The 13,662-nt window shown below is 36.8% G+C and carries 10 protein-coding genes and 1 pseudogene; all 11 read right to left on the bottom strand.

Translation table 11 applies throughout. The features are described 5' to 3' along the window. Positions 1–41 precede the first annotated feature (41 nt). Positions 42–365, bottom strand: coding sequence for a DUF2508 family protein (locus Q7P22_RS01130; protein WP_303859720.1), 324 nt, complete (start codon positions 363–365; stop codon positions 42–44). 131 nt (positions 366–496) lie between these two features. After that, positions 497–718, bottom strand: a complete 222-nt coding sequence (locus tag Q7P22_RS01125; RefSeq protein ID WP_303859718.1) for a hypothetical protein — start codon at positions 716–718, stop codon at positions 497–499. Positions 719–864: 146 nt separating this feature from the next. Then, entirely contained in the window at positions 865–1,935 is a 1,071-nt protein-coding gene (locus Q7P22_RS01120; protein ID WP_303859716.1) for a branched-chain amino acid aminotransferase, read from the bottom strand. 42 nt (positions 1,936–1,977) lie between these two features. Next, positions 1,978–3,576 (bottom strand): NAD(P)/FAD-dependent oxidoreductase, encoded by a 1,599-nt coding sequence (locus tag Q7P22_RS01115; protein WP_303859715.1) that lies wholly within the window; start codon positions 3,574–3,576, stop codon positions 1,978–1,980. Positions 3,577–3,681: 105 nt separating this feature from the next. Beyond that, positions 3,682–4,917 (bottom strand): YbbR-like domain-containing protein, encoded by a 1,236-nt coding sequence (locus Q7P22_RS01110; RefSeq protein WP_303859713.1) that lies wholly within the window; start codon positions 4,915–4,917, stop codon positions 3,682–3,684. Next, the gene (gene cdaA / locus Q7P22_RS01105) at positions 4,904–5,746 is read right to left on the bottom strand and encodes a diadenylate cyclase CdaA (protein ID WP_303859711.1); all 843 of its coding nucleotides are present in this window, start codon (positions 5,744–5,746) and stop codon (positions 4,904–4,906) included. Before cdaA ends, Q7P22_RS01110 begins: the two co-directional genes overlap by 14 nt. 234 nt (positions 5,747–5,980) lie before the next feature. After that, positions 5,981–9,409, bottom strand: a complete 3,429-nt coding sequence (locus tag Q7P22_RS01100) for a pyruvate carboxylase (RefSeq protein ID WP_303859709.1) — start codon at positions 9,407–9,409, stop codon at positions 5,981–5,983. Positions 9,410–9,608: 199 nt separating this feature from the next. Then, a complete protein-coding gene (locus Q7P22_RS01095; RefSeq protein ID WP_303859707.1) occupies positions 9,609–10,535 on the bottom strand; it encodes an ABC transporter permease in 927 nt (308 codons plus the stop codon). After that, positions 10,532–11,596, bottom strand: coding sequence for an ABC transporter permease (locus Q7P22_RS01090; protein WP_303859705.1), 1,065 nt, complete (start codon positions 11,594–11,596; stop codon positions 10,532–10,534). The genes Q7P22_RS01095 and Q7P22_RS01090 overlap by 4 nt, the downstream gene beginning before the upstream one ends. Next, positions 11,574–13,106 carry an ABC transporter ATP-binding protein gene (locus Q7P22_RS01085; RefSeq protein ID WP_303859703.1) on the bottom strand — a complete coding sequence of 511 codons (1,533 nt, stop codon included), beginning with the start codon at positions 13,104–13,106 and terminating at the stop codon, positions 11,574–11,576. The genes Q7P22_RS01090 and Q7P22_RS01085 overlap by 23 nt, the downstream gene beginning before the upstream one ends. A 349-nt stretch (positions 13,107–13,455) precedes the next feature. After that, positions 13,456–13,662, bottom strand: a pseudogene (locus tag Q7P22_RS01080) (BMP family ABC transporter substrate-binding protein); the annotation flags it as partial.

Raw genomic sequence — 13,662 nt, 5'->3', positions numbered from 1 at the left:
AATTCACGTGGCGTTTTTTTGTATAATGGTGGCTAACTTAATTATATAATCCACCTCTTTTCTTTTTTGGCTTTCTTTAATAGATAATTATAAAAATATTGATTGGCGAGAATCTTATGTGCAGCATAGTCTACTAAGTCTGGGTCCGTTACATTAGCGAAAAAGTTTTTTGACTGCTCTAACTCGAGCTTGGCCTTTTCAATTAAGGCAACGAAGTATTTGTTTTGATTTTTGATTTGTATTCTTTCTTTCTCTGCTTGTCTTTTGTGTTTAAACGCTTGGATCTTCATTTTAATGACCTGTACGTATTGATTTATCATTTTTTTATCGATTATAGTCTTTTTACTTTTTTCTACTTTATCCAATCATAAACCCTCCAAAATTCTTTGGTAGTATTATTGACCTAGTTAGATGGTTTTTATTCATGGATCCATGCAGGTGGTCAGCAAATATGCGATGTACGGCGCATCTTTACTGACCACCTGACCACCTATTTTTATGTATTGGTCATCGAATCCGAATCTTCAGAGTAATATTGATGAGTTGTTTGATCGTTTATTACAATAGAGCATGCATTTTCCAAGCTACATAATTGATTCACGTACTGTATTGCCTTCTCTTTATTATGAAAAGTTTTTATCACTTCATTTGAACTGCTATCTAAAAGTCCCCATTTTTTATCAGCTTCACCCGTCATCATAATATAGTATTTTGTCATAATCCTATACACCTCCATCGTTTTTAAAATATAATTATTATATGCAAGAGTGTATGAGAAGTGTGACAGTTTTTGTAAGGATAACATCAAAAAAGGACTCCATCGGAGTCCTTTTTTGATGTTACACTATAAATTTAATTCTACCTTTACATTTTTACAATCCAGTCAAATGAATCTTTTTCTTTTCCATTTTGGATTGCAGTGATGGTGTCGTATAGTTTTTGGGATATTTCCCCAATCTCTTGATTGTTGATCTGTATATCGTTACCTTTCCAACCCAATATGCCAATTGGAGAAATGACGGCTGCTGTTCCTGTTGCAAATGCTTCTTCAAGCTTTCCTTCTTGATGCCATCTTATAACATCATCAATGGTAAAGGACTCTTCTATTACTTCTACTCCCCAGCTCTTTAACAACTCCATTGAGGTATTTCTAGTAATTCCACCTAATATGCTGCCCTGTAATGGAGCTGTATAGACTTTGCCGTCTACTTTAAAGAAGGCGTTACTTGTTCCAACTTCCTCAATGTATTTTCTTTCAATGCCATCTAACCACAATACTTGGGAGTAACCTTTTTCATGCGCTTCTACTTGTGCCTTAAGACTCGCCGCATAATTTGCACCCGTTTTAGCATATCCGGTGCCACCTGGTACTGCCCTTACGTATTTGTCTTCTACATAAATTTTTGTAGGATTTAATCCTTCTTTATAGTAAGAACCTACAGGACTTAAGATAATCATCAACATATATGTCGATGATGGTTTTACGCCTATAAACGGATCTGTAGCGATAACAAATGGTCTAATGTATAATGATGTTCCTGGACTTGTTGGAATCCAATCTTCGTCTATTTTTACTACTGCCTTTATTGCTTCTAAGAAAAAATCTTCATCTATAGCAGGAATACAAAGTCTATCATTAGACTGATTCATTCTCCTTATATTATCTTTTGGTCTAAATAATTGAATGGTACCATCTTCTGCTTTGTATGCTTTTAACCCTTCAAATGTCTCTTGTCCGTAATGGAATACCATAGTTGATGGATCTAAAGTCAAGGGTCCATAGGGCACAATGCGAGGGTCATACCAACCCTGTCCTTCTTTATAATCCATAACAAACATATGGTCTGTAAATTCATGACCAAAAACCAAACTACTCTCATCAGGTTTTATTTTTGGTGAATTTGTTCTTGTTACTGTAATTTCCACGATCCTCATCTCCTGATTAAATATTATTTTATTATATCCTAATTGGGAAAATCAAGCAATAGGAATAAGGTGGTATGCGCACTTTAATCCATCTAGCGCTGCACTCATAATGCCTCCAGCGTAGCCGGCGCCTTCACCTATTGGGTAGAGACCTTTGATGTTTAGGGATTCTCTTGTTGTTTTGTCTCTTACAATTCTTAGAGGTGATGAAGTTCTTGTTTCTACTCCTGTTAGTATGGCATCGTAGGTGCTAAAGCCTTTTAGCTTTTGATTAAAGTGTGGCAGTGCATGCCTAATCGAGCTTGACACATAGTGGGGCAAAGCTAAGGCTACGTTAGTAGGCGTTACACCTGGTGTATAAGTAGGTTTTACATCTCCAATGGCTATAGACTCTTTATCCTCTAAAAAATCTCCTACTAATTGAATTGGTGCATTATAGTTTTTTCCTCCTAGTTCAAAAGCTAGTCTTTCATGTTTTCTTTGAAACGCTATCCCCTCTATAGGATCGTGATTAAAATCTGAAGGGCTAATATTAACTACAATAGCACTATTGGCATTTTCTTCCCCACGAGAATAATAACTCATTCCATTCGTGACCACCCCTCCCACCTCTGAAGAAGAAGCTATTACGAAGCCTCCAGGACACATACAAAAACTATAGACACCTCTACCTGTTTGCTCATCTCGATAGGTGAGTTGATAATCTGCAGCTTTTAAATAAGGGCTTTGCCAATGTTCTCCATATTGTGCTTTATTGATTAAGCTCTGTGGATGTTCTATCCTTAGGCCAATGGCAAAGCCTTTTGCTTCAAGATTTACCTTCTTCTTATTAATGAGTTCATAAGTATCTCTTGCACTATGCCCTATTGCTAAAATAAGATGTTCTGTTTCATAATGATCCCTACTATTGACTTCTACGCCAACTATTCTTTCTTCTTCTACAATAATGTCTGTCATACAGGCGTTAAATAGAACTTGTCCTCCTAATGAAATAATCTCTCGACGAATGTTTTTGATTACATTTCTCAGTATATCTGTCCCTACATGAGGTTTATGAAGGTATAAAATTTCTTTTGGGGCACCATGGTCCACAAAGCATTGCAAAATTTCTCTATTTAAAGGGTCCTTTACTCTAGTAGTTAATTTTCCATCCGAAAAACTACCTGCCCCTCCCTCACCAAATTGAACATTGCTATTCGCTTGAATATTTCCATTCTTCCAAAAAGAGTCGATATCCTCTTTTCTGGTAGTTACATCTTGTCCTCTCTCTAAGACAATAGGATTGGCGCCCGATTGCGCTAGTTTTAAAGCTGCAAATATTCCCGCTGGACCAAATCCCACTACTATTGGAGGCTTATGGAAGGTCTTCTTGTCTACCTTGTAGATTAATGAATCTATCGTTTTTTCGTCAATTTTACTTATTTGCCATTTCGATTTTATTTTAGTCAAATTCTTAGGATAGTTGAGCTCAATAGTATATATAAAAGATAATTCGCCTTGTCGACTTTTGCGAGCGTCAATAGATTTGCTAAGAATTTTAAAATTAGATATCTTATCCGATTTAAGGTGGAGTTTATTTGAGACGTATTGTAAAAGATCGTCCGTCATCTCTTGGATCGGAATCTTGATATTTGATAGTTGATAGTTCATGGGTTATTCCTTTCTTTCAAGATAGTAAGGTGGTAAGCAAAAACAATAAAGCCACCAAAGGTGGCTTTTGTTTTTGCTAGCATGTAGGATCCAATCCAACCTTATCTATTCTTCTGCTACTTCTTCATTAGCTGTGGCTCTTTTCACCGCAGTAACCATCATATTATTTGGTGTCATGGTCTTTATGGTAATTCTTTCGAGGGGTTCCATTTGGATTTTAACTGTGTTCTCCCCCTCTAGCATTTCTTTTAAATCAATATAAAGTACAATGTTTTCTACATTTAATTTTTCTATATCTGTGCTTTTACCTTCTAATCTCATACTGATATTTACTTCTTTAGGCTCAATGATGTCCATACCTTCTGGTTGATTGATTACTTTTAGCGTCTTGATTTGATAATCTTTCATTACTTTTTCTTCTACTGTAATATTTACCTTTACTTCTGTGGTCCCATTACCTACAGTGTTCGTACCTTCGGGTAATTGAAGTTTTACTACTCTTTCGACACTGGATTGAATTCCTTCTATATTGATTTCTTCTGTAAGGACCTTCTCTATATTTCCTAATCGATTGTCTTTTGCCCCTAGTGTTACTTCCTTAGGATTCACAGTAATATTAGTAATTATGTACTTTTCATTAGGTTCTCCTTTAAAATCGGGCTCGATTTTTACCTTTTTTGTTTTACCAATCTGTATATCTACATTGCAACGAGAGGTGCTTATGTTCACGCCCTCGATTACTTTTCCATTAGAGTCTACTGCTTGTATTGGAACACTTTGACTTATATTACTGTCCGCTCCTTCTACATTTATGACACCTACTACTTTTGAAACCTTTTTAAGTATTTCCTCTGGTCCATAGAGAGCTACACTTCTAGGAGATGCTGAATGCGACATGACAACTAAGTCTCTTTGTGGATTTCCCTCAATATTGATTTCTACTTCTTGTCTTTTTTCTCCTAGCTGGTCTACTTCTAATGTAATCTTTTCAGGATAAATATTTTTTAATTGAACTACATCAGGCAAACCATGAATGTTTGCTTCCAAACTGTATTCACCCTTCTCATCAATATTGGACACATCAATAGATGCCTCAATATCTTTTCGAAGATTATACAAGCTGGTGGTGCGACCATATACGCTAATGTCCACAGTATACTCTTGGTCTGCCGATAATATCAAACCTTTTTCTTCTAAACTATTCCTATTTTCTATGCGAACAGGTATATTGCTAAATCGTTGCGTTACATTCGGATCCACTTCTCCCATTACATAAAACCATAACACAATGGCAATTCCTAGGGATATTATAATGGCTATTTTAGGTTCACTCTTGTTCATCATTATTCCCCCAAAATTTAAATTTCTTCGGCGATTCTTCCTTAGGATTAAACTCTTCTTTTAAGAATTCTTTCATGCTCTTAATATCTAAATAACGATATAATCTACCTTTGCTGGCATAGGAAATTACACCAGATTCTTCAGAGACAACTAGCACAATGGCATCTGAATTTTCCGACATCCCTAATGCGGCTCGATGTCTCGTTCCGAGGGTCCTATTTACGTTTTTATTTTCGGTTAAAGGCAGCAAACAAGAAGCCGCCTTTAATTTATTTTCACTCATTCGTATTATTACGGCTCCATCGTGAAGAGGGGTATTCGGCGTAAAAATATTTTGAATCAACTCGCTCGAGACTATAGAATCTAATTTGGTTCCCGTCAGGATAATATCGTCTAAACCGGTTTCTTTCTCTAAGATGATTAGCGCCCCTGTCTTGGTATTTGACATTTCTCCAATCGCTTCAATGATCTCCCCTATAGCTCTTTCCGTCTCTTTGTTGTCTACAGTAAACCTACTTTTCCAGAAACTAGTTCGTCCTATCTGTTCCAAAGCCCTTCTAAGCTCTGGTTGGAATACAATAATAATGGCAATAAACCCTACAGTCATAATACTTCTAAGCAAAAAATTTACAGTATAGAGTTCAAACCAATCACTCATTTGAGTTGCAAGCAATAAAAAAAGAATACCTTTTGCAACTTGTGCAGCTTGAGTAAACTGAATCCAACGAATAATTTTATACGCGACAAAAGCGACTATTATAATATCAATAACGCTTGATGGTCTTACTAGTATTAAGAGATTATCAAAAATATTAGAGATCTGAGACATTTAAATACCTACCTTTACTACAACATAGTAAATATTATACACCATTTTACTTGTAAGAACATGGGTATTAACATAATGTTATATTTTTTTTACGAAATGACTACATAAACAACAAAACCACCCATTAATGGGGTGGTTTTGTTGTTTATGTGGCAAAGTGGTTGGCAAGGGCACAACTTGCCGAAGGCCAGCGAGGTTTTTTCGCCCAACTGACCAACGAACCAACGGTTCAACCTATTTAAGCGTAATAAGCAATTCTCCAGACTGAACACTTTGACCTGTTGCGATGAGAATATCATCTACTACACCAGCTGTTGTCGTTACTACTTCTGTTTCCATCTTCATGGCTTCAATAATGGCTAGTGGTTGATTTACTTCTACTTTATCGCCTACTTTAACCAATACGTCTACTACCGTACCAGGTATGCTTGAACCGATTTGCAAAGCATTACCTTTTTCTGCCATCTGGGTGCTTTTCTTGTTAATGGCACTTAAGGATTTTTTGTCTTCGATGAAGATATCTCTTCTAAATCCATCTACTTCAAATACTACTGGTCTTCTACCCATTTCGTCTGTTTTACCTACTGATACTAATTTTACCATATAGCTTTTTCCAGTATCCACTTCGATTTGAGCAGCTTCTCCTTCTTTTAAACCATAGAAGAACACATGACTTTCCATTCTCATATACTCATCATATTGTGCAAAATACTCTACATATTCTTTAAATACCTTTGGATAAAGGGCAACAGATATGGCATCTTTATCGCTTAGTTCTAATTTATAAGTATCTTTGTATTGTTTCTTAATCTCTTCAAAGTCTACATCTTCTAATAATGTTCCTGGTCTTACAGTGATTGGTTCTTCTCCTTTTAATACCATTTTCTGCAATTCAGGATCAAAACCGCCTTCTGGTTGACCAATCATACCTCTATAGAAGTCCATTACGGAATCAGGGAAGGATAAATTTTTGCCCCTTTCCAGTATATTTTCTTTGTCAAGATCATTTTGCACCATAAATATCGCCATGTCCCCAACAACCTTAGAAGACGGTGTCACTTTTACAATATCGCCAAACAATTCATTGGCTTCGAGGTATTTCTCTTTAACGTCTAAAAACTTATGGCCTAAACCAAAACTTTCTACCTGAGCTTTTAGATTAGAATATTGTCCACCAGGAATTTCGTATTTGTAAATCTCTACGCTACCTGATTTTAGACCAGATTCAAATTCTGTATACACTTCTCTTACAGAAGACCAGTAATCAGACAGTTGTTGTAACTTAGCAATATCCATACCCGTATCTCGTGGCGTATTTTCTAATGCTGCTACTACAGAATTTAAGGCTGGTTGGCTTGTCAAACCACTCACACCATTTAATGCAGTGTCTACAATGTCTACCCCTGCTATGGATGCCATTAATGCGGTAGCCACACCATTTCCTGTAGTATCGTGAGTATGAAGTCTAATTGGGATATTCACTTCTTCTTTTAATGTTGTAATGAGCTTATACGCAGCTGCTGGTTTTAACAAGGCTGACATATCTTTAATCGCCAAGATATGAGCTCCTGTCTTTTCAATTTCTTTTGCCATCTTTACATAGTAATCTAGATTGTATTTTGTCCTTTTGTTATTTAAAATATCGCCTGTATAGCACATGGCTACTTCAGCTACTTTATTTTGCTTTAGAACTTCTTCGATTGGCACCTTCATAGCTTCCATCCAATTTAAAGAATCAAAAATTCTAAATATGTCGATGCCAGCGTTTGCAGATTGTTTGATAAATGATTTTAGCACATTATCAGGGTAATTTTTATACCCTACTGCATTGGATCCCCTAAAGAGCATCTGCAACATGATGTTTGGAATTCTCTCTCTGATTTCTTCTAATCTCTTCCATGGAGATTCCCTTAAATAACGGTAGCAAACATCAAAAGTTGCTCCTCCCCACATTTCGATAGAGAATAAATCTTTTGCTAAGACAGATGTAGCACGGGCAATTTTAATCATATCTCTACTTCTTACTCTAGTGGCTAATAAAGATTGATGAGCGTCTCTCATAGTCGTATCGCAAATAAGAAGTTTGTCTTGAGCTTTAATGTAATCTACAATACCTTGCGGTCCTTTTTCATCTAAAATCTGTTTTGTCCCGTATAGCATTTCAGTACAATCTGCTTTTGGTACAATAGGTAGGTCGAAATCTGCTTTGTTTCCTGTTGTCTCGTTTACGACCTTTTCTCCTAAGAAGTTTAACAATCTTTTTTCTTCATTGCCTCTAAATCTCAACTTAAATAATTCAGGATTTTGGTCAATGAAGTTTGTATCACAGTTTCCATTGATAAATGTAGGATGTTCTAATACATTTATCAAGAAATCTTTATTGGTTTTTACTCCTTCGATTTCAATTTCCTTTAGCCCTCGAACAGCTTTTGTTCTAGCTTTTTCAAAATCTTTTGCAAAGGCAGTCATTTTTACCAGTAGCGAATCATAGTAAGGTGAGATATACGCACCAGTAAATCCATTTCCTGAGTCTAATCGTAAACCATAGCCACCACCTGTACGATAGACTTCTAATTTACCTGTGTCTGGCATAAAGTTGTTTTGTGGATCTTCTGTAGTTATTCTACACTGAATAGCTGCGCCACTGACCGCTACATCATCTTGGCTAGTAATGCCAATTTCTTTAGAATCTAATCGCAGTCCTTGAGCAATTAAAATCTGCGTTTGAACGATATCAATATCTGTAACCATTTCTGTAACAGTATGTTCCACTTGAATTCTAGGGTTCATCTCAATAAAGAAATGATTGCCATTTTTATCTACTAAAAACTCAACTGTACCTGCGTTTCTATAGTCTACAGATCGAGCAATTTTGAGAGCATCCTCACAAATCGCTTGTCTTTGCTCTTCTGTAATACTTAGAGAAGGTGTAAATTCGATAATTTTTTGATGCCTTCTCTGAATAGAGCAGTCCCTTTCATACAGGTGCACTGCATTGCCGTAATTATCGCCCAATATTTGAACTTCTATATGCTTTGGCTGTTGGATGTATTTTTCAATGAAAATATCTCCATTGCCGAAGGCCTTGAGCGCTTCATTTTGAGCAGATTTAAAATCTTTCAACAAGGTTTTATCGTTTTCAACGATTCTCATTCCACGTCCGCCACCACCTGCAGCTGCTTTTAACATAACAGGATAGCCTGCAATTTTAGCAAATTCTAGAGCATCTTCATCAGAAGTGATTGGCTTTTCTACACCAGGAATCGTTGGAACACCTACTTTATGCGCTACGATTTTTGATTGGATTTTATCTCCCAATTGCTCCATCATTTGATAAGTAGGTCCAATAAATGTAATGCCTTCTTTTTCACATTTACGAGCAAATACTGGATTTTCAGCTAAAAACCCGTAACCAGGATGAATAGCGTCTACATTTTTCTTTTTGGCAAGAGAGATGATTTTATCCATATTAAGATAAGCATCTACTGGTCCTCTGTGATCTTCTATTAAATACGCCTCATCCGCTTTTCTTCTAAACAAAGATAGCTTATCTTCCTCTGCGTATATAGCAACAGTTGTTATACCAAGCTCCTTACAAGCTCGTATAATACGAATAGCGATTTCGCCTCTATTAGCAATAAGAACCTTATTAAACCTTTTCATACAAGACCTCCTTTTAGTTATGGGAAAAATTATTATTCTTATTATTGTATCAAAAAATTGATATGATTAAAAGAATTTTCTGAAAATACACATAGCTTTTGAACCATAGTCTGTTTTAACAACAGTTGAAAGGTTGATCGGAAAAACCTTGTTCGCCTTGGGCGAGTTGGGTCTTTGCCGACCACCTGACCACCTTTTTTTACCTTTCCTCTCTAAAATACGCCCGGCTAAGTTCATTTGGTGGTTTGTTTTCTTTGCTTTTCTTTAAAGACATAAAGATAAGCACTACAATCGTCGCAAGATAAGGCAACATATCTAAGAAATAAATAGATATGGGCAGACTGTACTTCTGAAGTCTAAAGCCGATTATGCTTAGTCCTCCAAAGAAATAAGCTCCTCCTATTGCTCGGTAAGGGTTCCAAAGAGAGAAAATAACCAAAGCTACTGCTATCCACCCCATACCTGCAGTGATTCCTTCTTGCCAAACGGGAACATATACTAAAGATAAATAACCTCCACCTAGACCGCAGAGTGCTCCACCTAACATGATAAAGCCATATTTATACTTTAATACATTGATGCCACTTGCATCTGCTGCACCTGCATTTTCTCCAATCATTCTTAAATTTAAGCCAATATTGGTTTTATAAAGTAATATACCAAGCAATACTACGATGGCATAGCTCATATATACATAAATATTTTGATTGAAAAACATCTCACCTATTACAGGAATATCTGCCAATACAGGTAAGGATATTTGCCTAAAGAAGTGATTGATTTCTCCAGGTAATTTAAAACCTACTAACTTATCGCCTACAAAAGTGGCAAAGCCAGCTCCAAAGGTAGTTAGGGTCAAGCCAGTTACCTCTTGATTTGCTTTAAGGGTAACCGTGAGAAAAGCGTATATAAGTGCACCTGTAGCACCTGCTATAGCAGCTGTAAGAATGGCCATAATAGGGTTTGCTGTATTAAAGCCAACCATAAAGCCCATAACCGCTCCCATTAGCATCATGCCTTCAACACCTAAGTTTAAGTGCCCTACCTTTTGTGTAATAATCTCCCCTAATGTGGCTAGTAATAAAGCAGTACCTGCTTGCACCGTTGCATGTAAGAAGGATATCATTTAAGAACCTCCTTTATTTTTTTGTCTCGAACAAATTTATATCTAATAAAAAACTCGCTACCCAGCACAAAAAACAAGATGATGGATTGAAGTATTTGGGCTACAGATGCTGAAATTTGAAAAGCTGTTTGTATATAAGATCCCCCTTGTTCTAACAAAGCAAAGAGAAAACAAACTACTGCAGCAGCAGGTGCATTTAAGCCAGAAAGCCAAGTAGTAATAACAGCCGTATAACCCATACCGCCTGTTAGCTCAACAGACAATGTACCGCTGATTCCCGACACTTGTATCATTCCTGTCAAGCCTACAATGCCTCCGCCAATGAGCATGGTTTTAAACATAGTGCTCTTAATACTAATACCTGCATATCTTGCCGTATTTTCACTTTCGCCGATAACGGCTAACTCATACCCTGTTTTTGTTCTCGTCATATAAATATAGACAAAAACTACTAATACTAAGGCTATAAGCCAACCTATATGAACACCAAATAATTTTGGTAATAAAGCGTTTTCCTCAAAGTTTGCGATTCTTGGAAAACCCATTGAGTTAGGGTCTTTCCACATGCTATATTGAAGGTATGTAACCCATTTAATTGCTACATAGTTCATCATAAGGGTAAACAAAGTCTCATTTGTGCCAAATTTCCCTTTAAAATAAGCGGGGATAAGAAGCCAAATGCCACCCATAACCATTGCACCAATTGCCATTAAAATTAAAAGCAATGGTCTTGGCAGTGTATTAAAGTAAAGGGCAAAGAAAGTAGCGCCAAATGCACCCATAAAAATTTGACCTTCAGCTCCAATATTCCAAAATTTCATTTTGTAGGCCATCATCATACCAAGAGAAGCGACCAAGAGAGGAATGGCTATATTGATGGTTTCCGTCAATCTATACCCACTTCCCAATGCGCCGTCTATCATGGAAATATATATTTCAAGCGGATTTTCTCCTGTAATGAGTAAAAAAATTCCGCTAAATAGTAAGGCAGCAAGAATGGCAATAATTCGAACATATGTGGCTTTATTTCCTGTTAATTCATCTCTTTTGGCTATTCTCATCTGTTTCCTCCACAACACCTGACATCAATAAACCTAATTGCTCTCTCGTTGTAGCCTTTGCATCTACAATACCTGTAATCATGCCATTATACAAGACTAAAATTCGGTCGCTCAGTTGCATTAACACATCTAAATCTTCTCCTATATAGAGGACGGCAACATCTTTTTGCTTTTGTTTGTTTAAGAGATCGTAAACCAACATAGACGAGGCAATGTCAAGCCCCCTAGATGGATAGGCTGTAATCATAACGCTTGGATCTGCTGCAATTTCCCTTCCAAGAAGGATCTTTTGAATATTTCCACCAGACAGCATTCGAACAGGATAATTATTAATACCTGGTGTCGATACATTTAACTGTTCTACAATAGTCATGGCCTTTTCTTTAGAGGTTTTTTTGTGGAGCATAACTCCATGGTACTTTTGGTATTCTTTAAGTAAGACATTATCTACAATATCCATCGATGCTACGAGACCCATTCCCAATCGATCCTCTGGAACAAAACTCATAGTAATTCCCATTTTAATAATATCCCCAGGTTTTTTACCGCGAATGCTTTCGCCTTGGTATAAGACATCACCAGAATGAATCTTTTCTAGACCTGCTAAAGCATCACAAAGTTCCTTTTGGCCGCTACCTGCAATTCCCGCTACACCGAGGATTTCTCCACTGTACAGGTCAAAGTTAATATTGTCGACTGCCTTTGTCCGATCTCCATGTAATACAGTCATGTTTTTGATTTCCATGACTTTTTTTCTAGAGCCCAAGGGAACCCTCTTAATGGACAAATCAATAGCTTCTCCTACCATTTCTTCCGTCAGTTCATTGACATTTGTCTCATTTTTGATGAGAGTCTTTATAGATTGACCTTTTCTGAGAATGGTCACTTTATCGCTGATTTCCATTACCTCGTTTAATTTATGAGTTATAATAACTACGGCACATCCTTCTTTGGCCATATTGCGTATAATATCAAATAAACCTTCTGTCTCTTGTGGCGTCAGTACTGCTGTGGGCTCATCTAGTATGAGAACATCCGCACCACGGTAAAGGACTTTGAGGATTTCAACTCTTTGTTTTTCTGCCACAGACATATTGTACACTTTTTTATCTGGATCTATTTCTAAGCCGTATTTTACGGAAGTTGCTTTAATCTTTTCCGTTAACTCCTTACCTTTGACAAAGACCCCTTTGTTATAGCCTGCAACAATGTTTTCTTTAGCCGTTAAGACATCTACTAACTTAAAGTGTTGGTGAATCATGCCAATGCCCAAATCAATAGAGTCTTTTGGGGAACGAAGTCTCACTTTTTTTCCTCTAATACTTAGGGATCCTTCATCAGGCACATAGATTCCCGATAGAATATTCATTAGAGTACTCTTTCCTGCACCATTTTCACCTAATAGAGAGTGAACCTCTCCTTTGTATAGATCAAGGTTTACATTACTTAACGCTTTAACACTTCCAAAAGTTTTAGATATATTTTTCATTGAAACGATTTTCTCTGTCATTTATTCACCTCTGAATTAAGCACCTTCGGCGCTTTAATCGCTAGCCATTAATCGTTAGTCACTAGCATTGTGGTATTACCCCTGTCAAGGTTGGCGAGGTTTGTAGCGGCTATAAGGAGCTTCAAGCCCGCAACCTACGACAAACCACCTTAATCAAACAAATAGAAGCCGAAGAATCTTGCATGACAAGATGTTCGACTCCCTATTTTAGTTCCACATATTAGTTCCTCGTTCTATGTTGTACGTTCTAAGCATTTTGTCACCTTGATGACCATTTTGTTTTTACATACAACTTAGAACTTACATCTTAGAACTGTTTTATATAGAACCTATCTCTTACAACGTAGAACTATTGTTCTGGTATATTTCCTACTACACCTTCTACAAACCAGGTCATAGTAAGCATCTCTTCGTCTGTTAATTTTTGTCCTTCTTTGACTTTTACTGCACCTGCTTGATCCTTGATTGGACCTGTGAATACATCGAATTCTCCAGAAACGATTTTTTCTTTTGCTTCGTCAACTTTCGCTTGTGCACCTTCTGGAGCTAATTTTGT

The sequence above is a fragment of the Alkalibaculum bacchi genome (genome assembly GCF_937875145.1).
Classification (GTDB): Bacteria; Bacillota; Clostridia; order Eubacteriales; family Alkalibacteraceae; genus Alkalibaculum; species Alkalibaculum bacchi_A.
The sequence above is the reverse complement of the archived record's forward strand: the minus strand, read 5'-3'. Positions and strand labels throughout refer to the sequence as shown.

Bases quoted from the DNA above. Each gene is read 5' to 3' on its own strand.
- Q7P22_RS01085 (WP_303859703.1), bottom strand. From the start codon at position 13,106: ATGACAGAGAAAATCGTTTCAATGAAAAATATATCTAAAACTTTTGGA.
- Q7P22_RS01095 (WP_303859707.1), bottom strand. From the start codon at position 10,535: ATGATATCCTTCTTACATGCAACGGTGCAAGCAGGTACTGCTTTATTA.
- Q7P22_RS01090 (WP_303859705.1), bottom strand. From the start codon at position 11,596: ATGAGAATAGCCAAAAGAGATGAATTAACAGGAAATAAAGCCACATAT.
- Q7P22_RS01125 (WP_303859718.1), bottom strand. From the start codon at position 718: ATGACAAAATACTATATTATGATGACGGGTGAAGCTGATAAAAAATGG.
- Q7P22_RS01100 (WP_303859709.1), bottom strand. From the start codon at position 9,409: ATGAAAAGGTTTAATAAGGTTCTTATTGCTAATAGAGGCGAAATCGCT.
- Q7P22_RS01110 (WP_303859713.1), bottom strand. From the start codon at position 4,917: ATGAACAAGAGTGAACCTAAAATAGCCATTATAATATCCCTAGGAATT.
- Q7P22_RS01115 (WP_303859715.1), bottom strand. From the start codon at position 3,576: ATGAACTATCAACTATCAAATATCAAGATTCCGATCCAAGAGATGACG.
- cdaA (WP_303859711.1), bottom strand. From the start codon at position 5,746: ATGTCTCAGATCTCTAATATTTTTGATAATCTCTTAATACTAGTAAGA.
- Q7P22_RS01120 (WP_303859716.1), bottom strand. From the start codon at position 1,935: ATGAGGATCGTGGAAATTACAGTAACAAGAACAAATTCACCAAAAATA.